At 66.0% G+C, this 19,864-nt stretch carries 18 protein-coding genes; 10 read left to right on the forward strand and 8 right to left on the reverse strand.

What is annotated here, in order from left to right:
• The first annotated feature begins 46 nt into the window (after positions 1-46).
• From U9J23_RS23130 to U9J23_RS23145, 4 genes are all read left to right on the forward strand, one after another.
• The gene (locus U9J23_RS23130; protein WP_326600716.1) at positions 47-568 is read left to right on the forward strand and encodes a nuclear transport factor 2 family protein; all 522 of its coding nucleotides are present in this window, start codon (positions 47-49) and stop codon (positions 566-568) included.
• Positions 569-667: 99 nt separating this feature from the next.
• Positions 668-1,846 (forward strand): thiolase family protein, encoded by a 1,179-nt coding sequence (locus tag U9J23_RS23135; RefSeq protein ID WP_326600718.1) that lies wholly within the window; start codon positions 668-670, stop codon positions 1,844-1,846.
• A 21-nt stretch (positions 1,847-1,867) separates the two neighbouring features.
• Positions 1,868-2,632 carry an SDR family NAD(P)-dependent oxidoreductase gene (locus U9J23_RS23140; RefSeq protein WP_230792327.1) on the forward strand — a complete coding sequence of 255 codons (765 nt, stop codon included), beginning with the start codon at positions 1,868-1,870 and terminating at the stop codon, positions 2,630-2,632.
• An 8-nt stretch (positions 2,633-2,640) separates the two neighbouring features.
• Complete coding sequence (locus U9J23_RS23145) at positions 2,641-3,405, forward strand: crotonase/enoyl-CoA hydratase family protein (RefSeq protein WP_326600723.1); 765 nt, start codon at positions 2,641-2,643, stop codon at positions 3,403-3,405.
• 70 nt (positions 3,406-3,475) lie between these two features.
• On the opposite strand, the gene U9J23_RS23150 is transcribed toward U9J23_RS23145, so the two are convergent.
• The 8 genes from U9J23_RS23150 to fdxA form a co-directional block, all read right to left on the reverse strand.
• On the reverse strand, positions 3,476-4,633 hold the full coding sequence (locus tag U9J23_RS23150) for an ABC transporter substrate-binding protein (RefSeq protein ID WP_326600726.1): 1,158 nt from the start codon (positions 4,631-4,633) through the stop codon (positions 3,476-3,478).
• 5 nt (positions 4,634-4,638) lie between these two features.
• A complete protein-coding gene (locus tag U9J23_RS23155; RefSeq protein WP_085469955.1) occupies positions 4,639-5,376 on the reverse strand; it encodes an ABC transporter ATP-binding protein in 738 nt (245 codons plus the stop codon).
• Positions 5,360-6,178 carry an ABC transporter ATP-binding protein gene (locus tag U9J23_RS23160; protein WP_085469956.1) on the reverse strand — a complete coding sequence of 273 codons (819 nt, stop codon included), beginning with the start codon at positions 6,176-6,178 and terminating at the stop codon, positions 5,360-5,362. Before U9J23_RS23160 ends, U9J23_RS23155 begins: the two co-directional genes overlap by 17 nt.
• The gene (locus U9J23_RS23165; protein WP_326600730.1) at positions 6,175-7,152 is read right to left on the reverse strand and encodes a branched-chain amino acid ABC transporter permease; all 978 of its coding nucleotides are present in this window, start codon (positions 7,150-7,152) and stop codon (positions 6,175-6,177) included. The genes U9J23_RS23160 and U9J23_RS23165 overlap by 4 nt, the downstream gene beginning before the upstream one ends.
• Complete coding sequence (locus U9J23_RS23170; protein ID WP_085469958.1) at positions 7,149-8,039, reverse strand: branched-chain amino acid ABC transporter permease; 891 nt, start codon at positions 8,037-8,039, stop codon at positions 7,149-7,151. The genes U9J23_RS23165 and U9J23_RS23170 overlap by 4 nt, the downstream gene beginning before the upstream one ends.
• A gap of 93 nt (positions 8,040-8,132) precedes the next feature.
• A complete protein-coding gene (locus tag U9J23_RS23175; RefSeq protein ID WP_085469959.1) occupies positions 8,133-9,314 on the reverse strand; it encodes an ABC transporter substrate-binding protein in 1,182 nt (393 codons plus the stop codon).
• A 104-nt stretch (positions 9,315-9,418) separates the two neighbouring features.
• Positions 9,419-10,672: an MFS transporter gene (locus tag U9J23_RS23180; RefSeq protein ID WP_145707594.1), complete on the reverse strand. Its 1,254-nt coding sequence runs from the start codon at positions 10,670-10,672 to the stop codon at positions 9,419-9,421.
• On the reverse strand, positions 10,669-10,986 hold the full coding sequence (fdxA, locus tag U9J23_RS23185) for a ferredoxin (protein ID WP_085469961.1): 318 nt from the start codon (positions 10,984-10,986) through the stop codon (positions 10,669-10,671). The genes U9J23_RS23180 and fdxA overlap by 4 nt, the downstream gene beginning before the upstream one ends.
• A gap of 362 nt (positions 10,987-11,348) precedes the next feature.
• Between fdxA and benA the strand changes: the two genes are divergently transcribed.
• From benA to U9J23_RS23215, 6 genes are all read left to right on the forward strand, one after another.
• A complete protein-coding gene (gene benA, locus U9J23_RS23190) occupies positions 11,349-12,722 on the forward strand; it encodes a benzoate 1,2-dioxygenase large subunit (RefSeq protein ID WP_060652630.1) in 1,374 nt (457 codons plus the stop codon).
• Positions 12,723-12,736: 14 nt separating this feature from the next.
• The gene (gene benB, locus U9J23_RS23195) at positions 12,737-13,240 is read left to right on the forward strand and encodes a benzoate 1,2-dioxygenase small subunit (RefSeq protein WP_016691754.1); all 504 of its coding nucleotides are present in this window, start codon (positions 12,737-12,739) and stop codon (positions 13,238-13,240) included.
• Between the two features lie 32 nt (positions 13,241-13,272).
• Positions 13,273-14,892 carry a benzoate 1,2-dioxygenase electron transfer component BenC gene (gene benC / locus U9J23_RS23200; protein ID WP_272266003.1) on the forward strand — a complete coding sequence of 540 codons (1,620 nt, stop codon included), beginning with the start codon at positions 13,273-13,275 and terminating at the stop codon, positions 14,890-14,892.
• Positions 14,889-15,686, forward strand: a complete 798-nt coding sequence (benD, locus tag U9J23_RS23205) for a benzoate diol dehydrogenase BenD (RefSeq protein WP_272266005.1) — start codon at positions 14,889-14,891, stop codon at positions 15,684-15,686. The genes benC and benD overlap by 4 nt, the downstream gene beginning before the upstream one ends.
• 101 nt (positions 15,687-15,787) lie before the next feature.
• The gene (locus tag U9J23_RS23210; RefSeq protein WP_272266007.1) at positions 15,788-17,131 is read left to right on the forward strand and encodes an MFS transporter; all 1,344 of its coding nucleotides are present in this window, start codon (positions 15,788-15,790) and stop codon (positions 17,129-17,131) included.
• A complete protein-coding gene (locus tag U9J23_RS23215; RefSeq protein WP_059382674.1) occupies positions 17,128-19,857 on the forward strand; it encodes a helix-turn-helix domain-containing protein in 2,730 nt (909 codons plus the stop codon). Before U9J23_RS23210 ends, U9J23_RS23215 begins: the two co-directional genes overlap by 4 nt.
• Positions 19,858-19,864: the final 7 nt, after the last annotated feature.

The raw sequence follows: 19,864 nt of genomic DNA on the forward strand, positions 1-19,864 counted from the left end.
GTCATCCGCGACAGCTCGTCGCACCAGCACCCAGCTCGGAGGCCTCATGCCGATCGACACCGACCCCGACCGTCTCGACACCCTCACCCATCGCCTGGCGCGGCTCGAGGATCGTGCCCGGATCCAGGATCTGATCGCCGCCTACGCGATCGCCGTCGACGACCGAGATCTCGACGCCGTGGTCTCGATGTTCACCGAGGACGGCGAATTCGTCCGCTCCGGTGTCACATCACGAGGACGAGACGCCATCCGCGCCTTCTACCGAGATGCCATGGATCGATACATCCTCACGCTGCACCAGCCACTGAGCGACCTGATCAGCCTCGACGGTGATCACGCCCGAGGGTTGCTCACCGGACGCGCCGAACTCGCACTCGACGGCACACTGGTGCTGGCGTCCTACAGGTACGCCGACGAGTACGTCCGGCGCGGCGAGGATTGGCTCTTCGCCCGCCGCGACCTGCGTTTCCACTATGCAGTCCCCGTCGACGAGCTGAACGACGGCATCTGCGCGGACGAGCGCATCCGCTGGCCCGGCACTTCCCCACGCCTCGGCGACCTCCCGTAGGAGTCACCGGCGCGATCCCCTGTTGTGACCGGCGCCATACGAGCACGCGATCTGATTTATAGTAACCATCATCATTGATTTCCCACTCGGGAGGCTCCCATGACTCGTGCCGTGATCGTCGACGCCGTCCGCTCCCCCGTCGGCAAGGGCAAACCCACCGGCGCCCTTGCCGGCGTCCATCCGAACGACCTGCTCGCCGCCGTCCTCTCCGGTCTCGTCTCCCGCAACGACCTCGACCCCGGATCGATCGACGACGTGATCGTCGGCTGCGTCAACCAATCCGGCGAACAGTCGGCGACCCCGGGCCGACAGGCGCTGCTGGCCGCCGGCTTCCCCGAACACGTGCCCTCGGTGACCGTCGAACGCAAGTGCGGCTCCGGCCAGCAAGCCGTGGACTTCGCCGTGCAGGGCATCGAATCCGGTGCATACGACATCGCGATCGCCGCCGGCATCGAATCGATGAGTCGCGTCCCCATGGGGTCCGCCGCGCTGGGGAAGGATGCCCACGGCATCGGCATGCGCGAGCGTTTCCCCACCCTGGTACCGCAAGGGATCGCCGCGGAACTCGTCGCACACAAATGGGCACTGAGCCGCGCAGAACTGGACGACTACTCGGCCCGCTCCCACGAACGGGCGGCCTACGCACGACGCGAGGGGTGGTTCGATTCCGAAATCGTTCCCGTCGCCACTCCCGACGGCACCGTAACGGCGGACGAGACCATACGCGAAGGCACCACGGCGGACGCCCTCGCGGGCCTGCGCCCTGCATTCGCCACGGAGGAATGGCGGGCCCGGTTCCCCGATCTCGACTGGAAGATCACCGCCGGAAACTCCTCACAGATCTCCGACGGAGCAGCGGCCCTGCTGATCATGTCCGAAGACCGCGCCCGTGCATTGGACCTACGTCCACGCGCAACGATCCGCGCCGGCGCCGTCGTCGGAGACGACCCGACCCTGATGCTCACCGGCCCCATCCCCGCCACCGAGAAGGTGCTGCACCGAGCCGGACTGTCGTTGGGGGACATCGACGCCTTCGAGGTCAACGAGGCCTTCGCGTCGGTTCCCCTCGCCTGGCAGCGGGAGATGGGTGTCCCGGACGAAGTACTCAATCCCGTGGGCGGCGCCATCGCGCTCGGCCACCCCCTCGGCGCGTCCGGGGCGCGCCTGATGACTTCGCTGCTCGCGCATCTCGAACGAATCGACGGACGCTACGGCCTCCAGACCATGTGCGAGGCAGGCGGAATGGCCAACGCCACGATTCTCGAACGAATCCGGTAATCGGAACAGACAGGAGCCGAAATGGACATGACACAGGGATCCGCCGTCGTCACCGGAGGAGCCTCCGGCCTCGGCCGCGCCACGGTCGAACGTTTCGTCGCGCAGGGCACACCCACAGTGATCGTCGATCTGCCGACCTCGGACGGAGAGGTGGTCGCCAAGACACTCGGCGACCTCGCGGTGTTCGCCCCCGCCGACGTCACCGACCCGGAGGCGGTCGATCGCGCGCTCGACGCCGCCGAAGCGCTCGCCCCGATCCGGGCCGTGGTGCACTGCGCCGGCCGCGGCGGCACCGTCCGGGTCGTCGAGAAGGACGGCGCCCCGGGCTCTCTCGACCTCTACGAGAACCTCGTCCGGATCAATCTCGTCGGTTCGTTCAACGTCCTGCGCCTGGCTGCCGCCCGCATGGTGCGCAACGAACCCGTGGACGGCGAACGCGGTGTCGTGATCCTCACCGCTTCCGTCGCGGCCTGGGAAGGCCAGATCGGACAGATTCCCTATGCCTCCGCCAAGGCCGGCGTGGTCGGCATGACCCTCGTCGCTGCCCGCGATCTGTCGCGGAAGCTCGTGCGCGTCAACAGCATCGCACCGGGAACGTTCGACACGCCGATCCTGTCCAGGTTCTCCCAGGAGATCCGCGACGGCCTCGCCGCCCAGACACCGCATCCGGCTCGGCTGGGACAACCCGACGAGTACGCCAAGCTCGCACTGTCGATCGTCGACAACGCCATGATCAACGGCGAGACGATCCGCATCGACGGTGCCATCCGCATGCAACCACGATAGGAACGACCATGAATTCACCGGTCCATGTCGAACAGTCCGATGGCATCCAGATCATCACGATCGATCGCCCCGAAGTCCGCAACGCGATCGACACCGACACTGCCGTGGCCATCGCAGCCGCGCTCGACGAACTCGACCACCGTGACGGTCTCGTCGCCGGAGTCATCACCGGAGCCGGCAGGACCTTCTGCACGGGAATGGATCTGAAGGCTTTCCTCGCGGGAGAACGTCCCTCGGTCGAGGGCAGAGGATTCGCCGGCATCACCGAGAAGTCTCCCGCCAAGCCGTTGATCGCGGCGGTGGAAGGACATGCTGTCGCCGGCGGCTTCGAGATCGTGCTGGCGTGCGATCTCATCGTGGCCTCCGAAACCGCGATCTTCGGGCTACCGGAGGTGAAGCGTGGCCTGCTCGCCGGCGGTGGTGGTCTGTTGCGTCTGCCACGTCGTGTCCCCCACCAACTCGCCGTGGAATGGTGCCTCACGGGCGAGTTCGTCTCCGCCGCCACCGCCTATGAAGCGAAGTTGCTCAACCGCCTCGTACCCGAGGGCACGGCATTGGAGGAAGCTCTGCGGCTGGCGCGGACCATCGCGAAGAACGGCCCGCTCGCACTACGTGCGACCAAGGAGATCCTCGCTCAGGCGCGGGACTGGTCGAACGCCGAGGAGTTCGACAGGATGCGCGAGATCTACGAACCGGTACGTTCCTCACAGGATGCCCAGGAAGGTGCACGTGCCTTCAAGGAGAAGCGCGAACCGGTCTGGCAAGGACGCTGATCCGACGTTCCACCGACACGACGAAAGGTCCCCCGAGAATCTCCTCGGGGGACCTTTCCGGTGCAGCGGCTCAGGTCTTGGCGGGCTCCATCAGCACCACCTCACGGGTTCCGTCCCACTCGACCAGCACACCCGCGGTGCGCATGTCGTGGCCTTCGAAACCGATCGATCCCTGAGCGCCCTCGAAGCCGTTCTCGAGGACGACTTCGAGACCACGCTGGATGTCCTCCCGTGATGCACCGCCCGCCGCCTTGATCGCGTGCGCGATCATCCATGCCGCGTCGTAACCTTCGGCTGCATAGTTCACGGGATCCTCGCCGTACTTCGCGCGATAGGCGGCGACGAACGTCTGAGAGGACGGGAACGGCTGGTCCACTGTGAAGTTCGTGGTCCAGAACATGCCGGCCCCGTCTGCGCCGGCCGGAACGAGATTGCCGGTGCCCGCCCCGGTCTGTCCGAGAACGGGGCCGTCGTATCCCGCCTGCCGCAACTGACGCATCGCAGTGGCGTTCTGGGCACCCACGATCAGCATCGCGACCGCATCCGGTTTCTCCGCAGCGATCTTCGACGCGGAGGTGGCGAAATCCTGGGTGGAGTTCTGCACCGCGGTGGCCGAGACGATCTCGAAGCCGTACTCGGTCTGTCCCTCGACGAGGTTCTTCTCGGCCATCTCCGTCAAGGCCGGATTACCGGCGTTGTACAGCACACTCAGCCGTCGGACACCGAGCTGCTGCAGGTGCGCCATCGAGGTCGCTACATGCGTCGTCTGCGGCGGCGTGGCGCGGAAGGTGTAGTCACCGATCAGCACCCCGTCGCTCGCCGACTGTGTGTAGATCGTCGGAAGTCCCGAGCGCTCCGCGAGGGGCGAGATCGCCGTGGCCTGTGCGCTGGAGATACCCCCGATCATGGCGCTGACGGAACGGTCGGCGGTGGCCTCCACGGCCTGGCTCACCGCGGTCTGGGTGTCACTCGCGGCATCACGGCTGCGCAACGAGATCCGTGAGCCGTCGAGATAGTCCTGCTCGTTGATCTGCTCGACGGCCAACTCGATTCCGCGGAACTGTGGTTGTCCCCCGAACGCCGTCAACCCCGTCTTGTCCGTGACGGACACGATCTCGATCTCGACGGGCATCTCACCGTCGGCGACCGGACCGCCACCGGAACCACACGCCGTGGTGAGGACGAGGCCGGCGAGCGCGGCAACCGCGACCGGCAGATGTTTCTTCATGATCCTCAGCTCTCGACTCCGCTGTCCGAACCGGTCAGCGCCGCCTCCCCGAGGAAGGCCGACACGACCGAGGAATGTTTCCGTGCTTCCTCCACGGGCCCCGAATAGACCGACTCGCCCCGGTTGACCACGACGACATCGTCCGCGATCTTCATGCCCGCCTCGGCGTTCTGCTCGACCATGAGCACACCGATACCTCGGTCCGCGATCGCGCGGACGCTGTCCATGACGCGGTCGACCACCGCAGGCGCCAATCCCATGGACGGCTCGTCCATCAGGATGTAGGAGGGTTGGGACATGAGGCTGCGCCCGAACGCGAGCATCTGCTGTTCGCCGCCGCTGAGCAGACCGGCGGGACCATCCTGTCGTTCCTCGAGGATGGGAAACATCTCGAACGCCCGGCGCATCGACTCCTCGCGGTCCTTCTTCGAAGCGATCAGACCACCGACCTTGAGGTTCTCCCCCACGGTCAGCGACGAGAAGACTCGGCGTCCCTCCGGCACCAACGACACACCGCGGGCGAGGATCCGGTGCGCCGGCCACCCTACGACGGACTTCCCATCGACCAGGATTTCTCCGGAGGTGGGGGCATTCAGTCCGGCGACCGTGCGCAGAGTGGTGGTCTTGCCGGCCCCGTTCGCTCCGAGCACCAGGGTGACCCGGCCGGGATGTGCGGTCACCGACACACCGCGGACCGCACTGACCTTGCCGTAGTCGACATGGAGATCACGAATCTCGATCATCGTTGTCCTGCCTTCCGAGATAGGCCTCGCGCACCGCCGGATCGCGCACGACATCCGAGGGTGTGCCCGACGCGATCAGACGTCCGGAGTTCATGGCGAAGAGGTGGTCGCAGACGTCGACCATCATCTGCACGTCGTGTTCGACGATGAGCTGGGTGAGTCCCTCCGCCCGTAGATCGGCCATCAACTCCCCGATCTCCTCCCGTTCGAAACGGTTCATGCCCGCTGTGGGTTCGTCGAGCAGCAGCAGCTTCGGTGACATCACGATGGCTCGGGCGATCTCGACACGTCGTTGCAGACCGTAGGACAGCTGTCCCGGCCGTAGGGCCTCCTTGCCGGCCAGTCCGGTCCGTTCGAGTGCCGTCGCCACCGCGGCGTCGGCGGTCTCGCGGTCCGCTTTTCCGGGACGACGCCACCACGGCCGAGCCCCGGCGATCAGATCGTGTCCGAGCTGGACGTTCTCCCGAACCGTGAGGTCCTCGAGCAGCCGGACGGTCTGGAAGGTTCGACCGATACCGAGTCGTGCGACAGCTTCCGGTCGGACCCGCGAGTAGTCCCGCCCTTCGAATCGAAGCGTTCCTCGGGTGAGTGGGGTCAGACGGGTGATCGCGCCGAGCAGAGTGCTCTTACCGGATCCGTTCGGGCCGAGAATGCCCGAGATCCGGCCGCGCGCCAATCCCAGAGTGATTCCGTCGACGGCCTTGATCCCTCCGAAGTGGACGGCAAGATCGTCCAGCGTCAGTACATCGCCCGCATCGGGACCCGAGTGGTCCGGTTGTGGTCGAACGAGTTCGGTGGTCATCGGGACCCTCCTGACGGGGTGGTGGACGACGCCAGCTCTGCCTGGAGTTCCGCGGCCTCTGCGGCGTCCTCCTCGGCCGCGCGGGCTTCGAGTCGTTGCTCCGATTCGAGGGCGTCGGCGTTCGACCGAGCGGACCGGCGACGGTACAGATCCGTGACGATCCCGGTGATGCCGCCGGGCATGAAGATCGCGGCGATGGCGACGATCACGCCGTAGACAATGCTCTGGTAGGTACCGACCTGCTCGAGTACGACAGGCAGCCAGGTGAAGATCAGGGCACCGATGAGAACGCCGATCCACGAACGGGATCCACCGACGATGATGATCGTCAGGGCCAGCACGATCAGCGGGAATCCGATGTTTTCCGGAGCGATCGCGGTCATCATGAGGATGTTCAGTCCCCCACCCAGCGCCCCGAGGACACCGCTGAGGACGAACGACATCTTGCGGTAGAGGGCGACGTTGATACCCATGGCGGAGGCCAGTTCTGGGTCTTCGCGGACCGCTTCGATCCGACGTCCCATCGCGCCGCGCTCGCTGACGATCATCGCCGCGACCACGACCGCACACACCGCGAGGAGGTGCGGGACGGAGATCTCCACCGGAGTGAGTACACCGAACAATCCGACTGAGCCACCGGTGAGGGTGCCGCCGTTGTGGGCAACCACCGTCACGATCATCACGAACGCGACGGTCGCCATCGCCAGATAGAGGCCGTTGAGCCGCTGTACGACCAGGGAGAGCAGATACCCGACCATGGCGCAGATCACGACGATCGTCGCGAGTGCAGAGAATGCCCCGAAGTCATAGTGCAGGACGAGGATTGCGACTCCGTACGAGCCCATCCCGTAGAACGCCGCGCCGGCGAACGAGAACACTCCCATCCGGAACTGGATCTGGATGCTCAGAGCGAGAAGCAGCACCGTGAACGTGCTCTGGATGAGCACGATGTTGGAGAAGTAGAAGTCGCTCATACCCGTCGCACCTCCTTCTTTCCGAAGATTCCCTGCGGGCGCAGGAGCAGCACGACCAGGATCAGACCGAAGCCGACGGCGTCGACCCATCCGCCGCCGGTGTACCGCAGGACGAGGACCTCGGAGAAGGCCAGGATCATGGCGCCGAGGGCAGCTCCGCCGGTGCTGCCGACTCCGCCGAGGATGATGATGGCGAATGCCTTGATCAGCAGCGTTTCGCCGCTCTCAGCGGTGATGGCTCCGAGGTTGAAGGTGAGCAGCGCGCCGGCGAGTCCGGCAAGACCACCCGAGATCCCCATGGTCAGCAACGACAACTGCCGACGTTTGACGCCCATGAGCTCGGCGGTTTCAGAATCGACACCGATTGCCCGCAGTGCGAGTCCGTGACTGGTGTTCTTGAGCCAGTACGCGATCGAGACTGTCAATACGAGTGCGCAGCCGAGCACGACCAGCCCGGTGCTGGACAGTCGCATCCCGCCGAAGCTGTGCACCGTGGTCTCGTAGGTGCTGCGCAGAAAGCCGAAGGGTTCGCTGAGAGTGTAGAACTGAACGATTGCCACCGGAATGGTACCGATGCCGATACCGCCGATGAGAATCTGGAGTTCGGCGGTGCGTTGGTTCTTCGCTCTTCGGAGGATGGGCTGGAAGGCCAGCACATCGATCGCCGCCGACACCACCGCACCGACCACCGCCGAGATGACACAGATCGTGATCAGTCCCAGTTCGACGTGCGAAACGATCTGCGAGGCCACGAACGCGGAGAACATGAAGATCCCGCCGTGGGCGAAGTTCAGGATGTCGATCGTGCCCCAGGAGATGCTCATTCCCAGGCAGAACAACAGATAGATGGACCCGAGTACGAGCGCATCGATCACCAGTTGAGACATGGCGCCGCTTCCTTCGATCTCATTGACGCTGGATTCTTCTCGGAACGCGCGCGCATCGGCTGCACGCAATCGGCCTGCACGGTTGCGACATCGTCACTCGGCGACATCGGATTCCTCGACGAGAACTTCCTCGCTGCCTGTCCACTCGACCAGCACGCCTTCGACTCGCATGTCGTTACCTTCGAACGTCACCGGGCCGAGCGCACCATCGAATCCCTCGCTGACGACCTGCTCGAGTCCGCGCTGGATGTCCTCGCGGGAGGCTCCGCCGGAGTTCTTCACCGCATGAGCCAACATCCAGGTCGCGTCGTAGCCCTCGGCGGCGTAGTTGAGCGGGTTCTCGCCGTTGTACTTCGCGCGATAGGCCTCGACGAAGGCTTCCGATGACGGCGCGGTCTGATGGAAGCTGAAGTCGGTGGCCCAGTACATTCCGGCACCGGCAGCGCCTGCGGGCGCAAGGTTTCCGGCGCCTGCGGCAGGGTTCCCGACGACCGGGCCGGTATAGCCGGCCTGTCGGAGCTGGGACATTGCGGTGGAGTTGCCTGCACCCACCAGCAGCACGATCACCGCGTCGGGATTCTCTCCGGCGATACGCGTTGCGGTGGTGCTGAAGTCCTGGGTGCTGGCCTGGACGGCGGTGTTCGAGAGGACCTTGTATCCGTACTCGTCCTGCCCCTCCGGGATGGTGTGTTCCCCGAGTCCGGCCAGGGTGACGTTGCCGGCGTTGTAGAGCACACTGACAGTACGGGCGCCCTGGTCGCGCAATCGCTCGAGGGCCTTGACGAAGTACGTTTCCATCGGTGCCGTCGCTCGGTAGGTGTAGTCACCGATGACAACTCCTTCACTGCCGGATTGAGTGAAGACGGTCGGCAGCTTGGCCCGTTCGACGAGGGGTGCGATCGCGACCGCGTGAGCACTGAGGACCGGACCGAGCAGGGCGCTGACGTTCCGGTCCGTCAGTGCCTCGGTCGCCTGGCTGACGGCAGTCTGGGTGTCGCTCGCGGAATCCCGCTTCTCCAGGACGAATTCGGTGTCGCCGAGGTAATCCTGCGAGTTGATTTCGTCGATGGCGAGTTCGATGCCTTTGAGCTGGCTGCTACCGACGTATGCGGTAGTTCCGGTCTGGTCGGTGACGGACACGACCTTGACCTGGTCCGGCAGATCGCCGTCCGCGAGCGACCCCCCTCCGCCCGAACCACACCCTGTGAGGACGAGCGCAGCGGCTCCGATGGCGGCGAGGATCCGAACACGACATCCACGGTCGACTCGACTCATGACTCCCCTTTCGGGACGAATGATGTGCATCATTATTCGTGATTGGCATCACAGTATGGTCATGAATCCGAAATGTCCATAGGAAGCCGTGAATCGGGCGCGTATCAGCGTTCGACGGCCAGAACGTCCGGGAGCGCGGCAACGGAGGTCGACTTCCAATACCTGCGCCCGAAGGCAAGGACCGCACCACAGAAGGCCGAGAACAGAAGGACCATGACAGCGGTTCCGCGCACATAGCCCAGACCGGACGACAGTGCTCCGGCCAGAAGAATCATCGATGCCGCGAATCCGTAGGAGACGCACGCATACAACGACGTGGCCCTCCCCTGCTGCACCGGTGTCGACCCTCTCGTCAGGAGCTCCAGCCCCTTCGCGTAGGCGAATCCCTGCCCGATTCCCCACAACAGACAGCCGACGAGAACCAGGACGAGCCGGCCGGACAGAACGCCCGCCACGAGAACGACACCACCGGAGCCCAACAGGACGAGCGAACGAGGGGCGGACAGAGTGCGACGCACGACTCTCGCTACATGCGGGGCGATCCAGGCCGCCACCAGCAGCACGATTCCACCGAGGACCCCGGCGACGAGCAGGTCCGATTGCAGACTGCTCCGGAGCGTCGTCGGTAGCACACCCACCGCGATTCCGCCGACCGTCCAACCCGCTGCCCCGAGGCCGTAGGCGGCGAGCCTGCCGGGCGTGGCCATATCCCGGGGTTGCCCGCGCCCACTGCTGCTGCTCACCGTCGGCTCGACGACCGTCGCAGCGCGTATTCGTGCGCGGTTCCACCACAGCACCACGATGAGAAGAACTTCGCACACCAGAAGTGCCACAGCATGGAGACGGTAGATCAGCACGGTCGGATCGGCGAAGGTCTCGGCCACGACGGCTGCCGAGAGAAGACCGATCAAGGAGCCACCGATCGCGCCGGTCGCCGCGAGCGTCCGGCCGGCCTCCCCGCGAGCGGTGACGGCGAGGGTCGCCGCGGAGCCCGTGGCCGCACCGACACAGACTCCGGTCAGCGCCCGGCCGAGAAAGAGAAGCGGAGAGAAGTCGCTTCCGAGCCACAAGGCGACGTCACCGAGTATCCCGACGAGCACGGCCCCCGGAAGAACGAGATGCACGTGGCGGCCCACCCTCGTCCGGTTCATCACGAGGAACATCGAGATCAATGCCGCGAAATACGTTGCGAACAGTGCCGCGAGCACGAACGGGGACATCCCGAGCCGTTCCTCGTAGAGCGGTAGGAGCGGTCCCGGGATGTTCGAACCGACCACGGTGAACGCGAAGGTGAGTGCGACGACGAGACCCAATGCGGCCGCGGCTCCCCCTCCCGTTCGGCCGGAATGTGCGATCACGCTCGAACGGGACGCGATTTCACCAGGGGAGGATCGAAATCGGTGGGTCCGACCTTCGACGCTCCGCCCGGTGACCCGATCTCGGCGAAGAACTCGTGGTTGGCAGCAATGTAAGCCGAATGTTCTTCGGGCACGTCCTCCTCGAAGAAGATGGCCTCGACCGGACACACCGGCTCGCACGCGCCGCAGTCCACACATTCCTCCGCATTGATGTACATCATCCGTCCGCCCTCGTAGATGCAGTCGACCGGGCACTCCTCGATGCAGGCCTTGTCGAGGATGTCCACGCAGGGTTCGGTCACGATGTAGGTCATGCAACCCTCCAATCAATGAGTTAAGTCATAATCATATTCATCGATTTGGTAGTGTCAACGAGAATCGTCGAGAACCGATCGATCGAGGACATCTCCGTGCCTCCGGCGGCGATAGCTCCTCGACCACGGCATCCGAACACGGTCGAGGGCCTTTCGGCCCTCCGTCCAGGGGTCCTAGGTATCCCTAGGCATTTGCCTGGTGTGACCGTAGCCACAGGCTGTCATCGTGGAGATATCGCCGGACACATCGCGTCGAGCCGGACCGGAAGAACCCGGTCATCACGAATCTTCAGTACAGGCTCGGCCGCGTCGGACACCGCCCCGTCCGTCCCGGGAACGAAGCCCGCTACCTGGAGGATCCCATGACCGACATCGTGGAGCACGTGCGCACTCGCCTCGACGGCGCACTCGTCGAAGACCCGAGCACCGGGCGGTACCAGATCCGCCGTGACGTCTTCACCGACGAGGAGATCTTCGAACTCGAGATGAAGCACATCTTCGAGGGCAACTGGGTGTACCTCGCCCACGAGAGCCAGGTCCCGAACGTCGGTGACTACTTCACCACGTACATCGGCCGCCAGCCCGTCGTCATCAGCCGCGACAAGGAAGGCGAGCTGCACTGCCTGATCAACGCGTGCAGCCACCGCGGCGCGATGCTGTGCCGTCGCAAGACCGACAACCGCACCACCTTCACGTGCCCCTTCCACGGCTGGACGTTCCGCAACAACGGAAAGCTGCTGAAGGTCAAGGATCCCCGCGACGCCGGCTACCCCGAGCAGTTCAACACCGACGGCAGCCACGACCTGCGGAAGGTCGCTCGTTTCGAGAGCTACCGCGGTTTCCTGTTCGGCAGCCTCAATCCCGACGTCAAGTCGCTCGAGGATCACCTCGGCGACACCACGAAGATGATCGACATGCTGGTCGACCAGTCGCCCGAGGGCCTCGAGGTGCTGCGCGGTTCGTCCACCTACACCTACGACGGCAACTGGAAGCTGCAGGCGGAGAACGGTGCCGACGGCTACCACGTCTCGGCCACCCACTGGAACTACGCGGCGACCACCGCGCGTCGCACCGCCGGTGAGTCCAGCAACGAGACCAAGGCGATGGACGCCGGCACCTGGGGCAAGCAGGGCGGCGGCTACTACTCGTTCGACCACGGCCACCTGCTGCTGTGGATGTGGTGGGGCAACCCCGAGGACCGTCCGCTGTACCCGCGCAAGGACGAGCTGGCGAAGGAGTTCGGCGAGAAGAAGGCCGAGTTCATGGTCGGGGCGTCGCGCAACCTGTGCCTGTACCCGAACGTGTACATCATGGACCAGTTCTCCTCGCAGATCCGGCACTTCCGCCCGATCTCCGTGGACAAGACCGAGGTGACGATCTACTGCATCGCACCGAAGGGTGAGAGCGCCGAGTCCCGCGCCAACCGGATCCGTCAGTACGAGGACTTCTTCAACGCGACCGGCATGGCCACCCCGGACGATCTCGAGGAGTTCCGCTCCTGCCAGAAGACCTACCTCGCATCGGCTGCGCCCTGGAACGACATGAGCCGCGGTGCAACCCACATCCTCAACGGACCCGACGAGGTCGCACAGGATCTCGGCATGACGAAGGTGCTGTCGAGCGGTGTGAAGACCGAGGACGAAGGCCTGTACCCGATCCAGCACGGCTACTGGCTCGAAACGATGCGCGAGGCCATCGCCGCCGAGAGCTCCGCCGCCGACCCGTCCGCGCTCTGAGAGGAACCGGAATCATGACTGCCGTACACGAATTCACGCAGACCGACATCGAACAGTTCCTCTACCGTGAGGCCCGGCTGCTCGACGACCGCGAGTTCGAGCAGTGGCTCGAGTGCTACCACCCCGACGCCGAGTACTGGATGCCGGCCTGGGACGACGCCGGCGCTCTCACCGAGAACCCGCAGACCGAGATCTCGCTGATCTACTACCCGAACCGCGGTGGCCTCGAGGACCGGGTGTTCCGCATCCGCACCGACCGTTCGTCGGCGACCTCGCTGCCCGAACCCCGCACGGGACACAACATCACCAACGTCGAGATCCTCGAGCGTCGCGGCACCGAGATCGACCTGCGACACAACTGGTTCTCGTTGTACTTCCGCTACAACACCACCGACACCTACTTCGGGACCACCTTCCTCACCCTCGACGTCTCGGGCGCACAGCCGGTGATCAAGAAGAAGAAGATCGTCCTGAAGAACGACTACATCCACCACATCGTCGACGTCTACGTCGTCTAGTTCCACCCCGATCACGAAAGGAGGCACGTGCCATGGCTTACCAGGTGGCATTGAGCTTCGAGGACGGGGTCACCCGCTTCATCAAGGTCAACCCGAACGAGACCGTCGCCGACGCCTCGTACAAGGCGCGCATCAACATTCCGCTCGACTGCCGTGACGGCGCGTGCGGAACCTGCAAGGCCTTCTGCGAATCGGGCAGCTACGACGGCGGCGACTACATCGAGGACGCCCTCACCGACGAAGAGGCCGAGCAGGGTTACTGCCTGCCGTGCCAGATGATGCCGGAATCCGATCTGGTGGTGCAGATCGCGAGTACCTCCGATGTCGCGAAGACCGCGGCTGCCTCGTACAGCGCGACCATCACGGATCTGCGCCGCTACTCCGAGAGCGTCGTCGGGTTCACCGTCGAGATCGACAACCGTGACGATCTGGTGTTCCTGCCCGGTCAGTACGTCAACATCGGCGTGCCCGGCAGCGACGACGGCACCGGCAAGGCCGCGACCCGTTCGTACTCGTTCAGCACCGGCCCGCACGAGAATTCGCTCGCGTTCCTGGTGAAGATCACCGAGGACGGTCTGATGTCGGAGTACCTGCGCGACCGCGCGCAGGTCGGCGACACCCTCGAGTTCACCGGCCCGTTCGGCAGCTTCTTCCTGCGCGAGCGCAAGCGCCCGTCGCTGCTGCTCGCCGGCGGTACCGGCCTGGCGCCGCTGCTGTCGATCCTGTCGAAGATCGAGGCCGACGGCTCGGACCAGCCGGTGCACCTGATCTACGGTGTCACCTTCGACCACGATCTCGTCGAGCTCGACGCGCTCGAGGAGTACACGAAGCGGCTGCCGAACTTCACGTTCGACTACTGCGTCGCCGACGAGGCGTCGTCCGCTCCGAACAAGGGCTACGTGACGGGTCTGTTCGAGCCGTCGCATCTCAACGACGGTGATGTGGACATCTACCTGTGCGGTCCGCCGCCCATGGTGGAGGCAGTGCGTAACCACCTGTCCGAGAACGGCATCGAGCCGACGAACTTCTACTTCGAGAAGTTCAACACCTCGGCCACCCCGGGTGGGGCAACCGCACCTGCTGCCACCGACGCCGAGAAGGCCGCGGCGGAGAAGGCTGCCGCCGAGACCGGTCGTCCGGTGGTGCTCGAGAACCCCGAGCCCGGCAACTACGAGATCGGCGAGGAGCATCCGCCCGTCGCCGAATCGGACGAGCAGTTCGATGCCCGCATGGCCCTCGAACTCGGCGTCGTCGAACTCACGATCGGCCGGCTCACGCCGGAGCAGCTCGTCGAGTTCCGCATCCTCGCCGAGGCGTCGGGCGCGTCGGTCGAAGGCGACCACTTCACCGACGCCGCGGCGTTCACCGACACCAACGCGGCCTTCCACGAGTTCCTCTTCCGTTGCTGCACCAACCCGGTGTTGCTCGAGGCGTACAACAAGCTCGAGGTCACCCGGTTGATGAAGCAGGTCCTGCGCGACGCGCAGTGGATCGAGGAGCACATCGTCGACGAGCATCTGCAGTTGGTCGAGGCGTTCGAGAAGGGTGACAAGGCCGCCGCGCGCGACCTGATCGTCGTCCACTCGCAGCACGCCAAGGAGACGATGCGCCGTGCCATCGCCACCAACGCCCCGGCAGGTGCCTCTTCATGACCGAGACGAAGATCTTCCCGGGCCGGTTCGACGGCCGGTGCCTGACGATCACCGGCGCCGCGCAGGGCATCGGTCTCGCGGTGGCGACACGCATCGCCGCCGAGGGCGGTGAGGTCGTGCTCGTCGACCGCGCGGATCTCGTCCACGAGGTGGCCGAGCAGCTGCGCGAGGCCGGCGGCAAGGCACATTCGGTGACGGCGGATCTCGAGACCTTCGAGGGCGCGGAGGAGGCGATCTCCCACGCGGTCCGCACCACCGGCCGCATCGATGTGTTGATCAACGTCGTCGGCGGCACGATCTGGGCCAAGCCGTACGAGCACTACGCGCCGGAGGAGATCCAGAAGGAGATCCGGCGGTCGCTGTTCCCCACCCTGTGGACGTGCCGCGCCGTCGCTCCCCATCTGATCGAGCGCCGCGCCGGCACGATCGTGAACGTCTCGTCGGTCGCAACCCGCGGCGTCAACCGCGTGCCGTATTCGGCGGCGAAGGGTGGGGTCAACGCGGTCACCGCGTCGCTGGCCCTCGAGCTCGCCCCCTACGGGGTCCGCGTGGTGGCGACCGCACCGGGCGGCACCGTCGCTCCGGAGCGACGGATCGCGCGCGGTCCGTCGCCGCAGTCCGAGCAGGAGAAGGCCTGGTACCAGCAGATCGTGGACCAGACCGTCGACTCCTCGCTGCTCAAGCGGTACGGCACGCTCGACGAGCAGGCCGCCGCAATCTGTTTCCTGGCCTCCGAGGAGGCCTCCTACATCACCGGCACGGTTCTTCCCGTCGCCGGCGGCGACCTGGGCTGACCGCCCCCTCGCACGGCCTCACCGGAGGCGCCCGTCCCTCCGGTGAGGCCACTTTTCTCCCTGAATTCGCTTGTGACTCCACCCACAGACCGGAGCAATGCATGACCCACGCCACACAGACCTGGGCCAGTCCACAACATCGGCGCAGCGTCGTCTGGATCGTCGCGCTCGCCACCCTCGCGATCATCTTCGACGGCTACGACCTCGTCGTGTACGGCACCGTCCTTCCCACCCTGATGGCCGATCCGACCCAGCTCGGGGAGATCTCCGCCCAGCAGGGTGGTGCCCTCGGCTCCTACGCGCTCATCGGCGTCATGGTCGGCGCGCTGCTGACCGGCGCGTTCGGTGACCGCGTCGGTCGCCGCAAGATGATGTTGATCAACATCGTCTGGTTCTCCGTCGGCATGGGTGCGGCGGCCTTCTCCACGAGCATCACGATGTTCGGTGCGTTCCGCTTCTTCACCGGCATCGGCGTCGGCGGCCTCGTCGCCACCGCCGGAGCCGTGGTCGCCGAGTTCGCGCCTCCCGGCAAGCGCAACCTGTTCAACGCCATCGTCTACAGCGGTGTCCCCGCCGGTGGTGTCCTGGCCTCGCTGCTCGCGATCCTGCTGCGCGATGTCATCGGCTGGCGCGGACTGTTCCTCATCGGCGCGTTGCCGCTGCTCGTCCTGCTGCCGTTGGCACTGATGAAGCTCCCCGAGTCGCCGGCCTGGCTGCAGTCGCGGGGACGATCCGACGAGGCGCAGCGGGTGTGCGCGAAGTTCGGTTTCCCGGTGCCGTCCGCGGCCCCTGTCGCCCCCACCGAGAAGATCGGTTTCGCGGCGCTCGCGACCCGCAAGTACGCCCTCGGTACGGGACTGCTCGGCATGATGAGCTTCGCCGGCCTGCTGCTCACCTACGGCCTCAACACCTGGCTGCCGAAGATCATGGCCGACGCCGGTTACAACGCCAACGGCTCGCTCGCCTTCCTGCTCGTCCTCAACGGCGGCGCCATCATCGGCGGCCTGCTCGCCTCGAAGGTCGCCGACGGCCGCGGACCGCAGTCCGTCATCGTCACCACCTTCTTCCTCGCGGCCGTGGCCCTGGTGCTCCTGACCCTCGGCTTCCCGCTGCCGGTACTGCTCACCGCTGTTGCGATCGCCGGTACGGGCACGATCGGCACCCAGGTGCTCATCTACGGGTTCGTGTCCAACTACTACGACACCCCCGCCCGCGCGGCAGGTGTGGCATGGTGTGCCGGCTTCGGTCGTCTCGGCGGCATCGTCGGCCCGGTCATCGGCGGCCTGCTGATCGGTGCGGGCTTCGCGAACAACGTGAACTTCTACATCTTCGCGGGGATCGCGCTCGCCGGCGGTCTGGTCACCTGGTTCGTGCCCCGTCCGGCCGTCACCGTCTCGCCGGTCCGCAGTTCCGACCGGCCCGCGCCGACTACCGTGGATGTGTGACGGACAACACTGTGCTGATCGGCCGGAACTCCGAGTTGATGCAACTCGAACGCCTCCTCGACGAAGCCCGCGCGGGTGTCCCCTCGCTGGTCCTCGTCGAGGGGGCATCCGGCGTCGGAAAATCTTCCCTCGTCTCGTATTTCGTCGCTCGACACGACGACATCGCCGTGCACGACGCCACCGGGGCACGCTGGGAGGCCGGCCATCCCTGGTCCGTTCTCGAACAGCTGCTCGGCGACACCGTCACGGCCGGTGATCCGGTGGAGGCGGCACGCACGCTCCTCGACCGGATCGACGACGTGACGGTGATCGTCGTCGACGACGCGCACTACGCGGATGTCGAGTCGTTGCAGTCGCTGTCGTCGTCGCTCCGGCGAGCGCACGGACGTCCCCTCCTCATGATCTGGATCGTGCCCGACGTGCTTCCCGACGATGTCGCTCCGGCGACCGCCGACCTCCTCTCGAACAGCCACCGCGTGGACATCCTCCACGTCGGCGCGCTGGCGCCACCCGACGTCGCACAGCTCGCGCTGCATCGCATCGGTGTCGATCTGTCCGCGTGGACGGCACGGCGCCTGCAGGAACACACCCTCGGGAATCCCCGTTCGATCCTGCAGCTCCTCGACGAGATCCCGCGCGACGAATGGCACCGCTGGCAGGCACGTTTCCCGGCTCCGAGACAACATGCGGGAAAGGTGGGGCGCATCCTCGCCCGGTGCTCACCGGACACGCGCGCCCTCGTCGAATCGGTTGCCGTCCTGGACACCGCTGCGACACGGGGAGCCACCGAATCCCTCGCGCTCGTCGCCGAACTCGCCGAGGTCGGCGACACGACCGGGCCGCTCGACGAGGCCCACCGGCTCGGCCTGCTCACCATGCGTGAGCAACGGGGCGTGGTGTCGTTGTCGTTCCCCGATCCCATGACCCGCGCCGCCGTCGCCGACGAGATCGGTCCCGCGCGCTGGCACAGTCTGCACGCGCGGGCCGCCTTGCTCGTCGACGACGAAGGCGCCCGGTTGTTCCACCTGGTGTCCGCGACACCGACCGGCAACGAAGAGCTTGCCGCCGACCTCGACGCCTACGCCCGGCGGTGTGCCGCCGACGGCGCCTGGTCCCAGGCCGCCGAAGCACTCATCACCGCGAGCCGCATCACCCTCGACCGAGAACTGCGGACCCGCAGAATGATCCGTGGTGTCGATGCGCTGACCGGCGCGGCGGATCTGCCCCAGGCCCAGACGTTCGTCCCCGAGATCGAGAGCGTGCCGAGCGGGCCGATGCGCAACGCCGTGCTCGGTTATCTCGCCATCCAGAGGGGACGGGCCGCGGAAGCGCACCACCTGCTCACCGAGGCGTGGTCGATGCTCGACGATCCGGAGTCCGAACCCGAACTCGCCGCGACGATCTCCCAGCGCATGGTGCTGCACTCGCTGGCACGACTGCGCGGCGACGATCTCGTCCTGTGGGCCGATCGCGCGGCCGACACTCTTCCCGAGACGGCTCCACCTGTCGTCGAGTCGCGTGCCATCCGCGGACTCGGACTGGCGATGACCGGTCGTGTCGACGAGGCGGTCGAGTCGTATTCGGCTCTGTCCGAAGGAATCCGGCTCGGAGCACAGAGTCAGCGCATCCGTATGGCCGAGGGCTGGCTCGCCCTGGTTCTCGACCGGCCCGATCTCGCCCGGACGGAACTCGAGGCCGCCGAACCGACCACCTTCCGCGGCGGGTCCTTGCGTATCTCCCTGTGGGCGCAGGCCTGGCTCGCGCGAACCCAGTTCGCCCTCGGCGCGTGGTCGGACGCGCTCCGCACCGTGGATCGCGCGGCGGCGCAGCTCGACGCTACCCAACTCGACCTGCTCCGACCGCTCGTCCACTGGACCGGCGCCCAGGTCCACGCGTTGCGCGGGAACTGGCCCGCTGCACGGGAACACGCCCACCGTGCCCGCGCCGGGAACAACGACTACCCGCTCATGCTCGTACCGGCCTGCCTGTGCCTGGCGCAGTGCGCCGAAGTGGTTTCCGACTACACGAGCGTGTTGCGCTATCTGCAACCGATCGTCACCCTGCGCGAACGGGGTGCGGTCGACGAGCCCGGCCAGTGGCCGTGGCCGGATCTCTACGGCAACGCCCTCGTCATCACCGGACGTGTCGACGAGGCGGACGAATTCCTGCGACCGCACGAGGAACTCGCCGCCGAACGCGGTCACCGCTCCGCCAAGGCCCGTCTCGGGTACGTGCGCGGCCGGATCCTCGGTGCCCGCGGCGACATCGACGCCGCCCGCGATGCCTTCGAGAAGGCACTCGACGAGATCGATACGCTGCCGCTGCCCTACGACCGTGCGCGCATCAACTTCGCGTACGGTCAGACGATGCGCCGGGCGGGGCGTCGCCGCGACGCCGACACGGTGATCCGCACCGCCCGCGAGCTGTACTCCTCACTCGGCGCCGTCTCGTACGTCGAACGCTGCGACCGGGAACTCAAGGCCGGTGGTCTTCGCACCGGTGACAGTGAGACCGACGCCCCGCGTTCAGATTTCACGACTCTCACGCCGCAGGAACGCGCCGTGGCCACACTCGTGGCGTCGGGTCGCACGAACAAGGAGGTGGCCGGTGAGCTGTTCCTGTCCGTGAAGACCGTGCAGTACCACCTGACCCGCGTGTACTCGAAGTTCGGCATCCGCTCGCGCAGCGAGCTCGCCGCGAAGTTCCGACAACAGGATCGAGGTTGACCATTGA

Origin of the sequence: Rhodococcus sp. PD04, assembly GCF_035918275.1 — a bacterium.
Lineage (GTDB): Bacteria > Actinomycetota > Actinomycetes > Mycobacteriales > Mycobacteriaceae > Rhodococcus > Rhodococcus rhodochrous.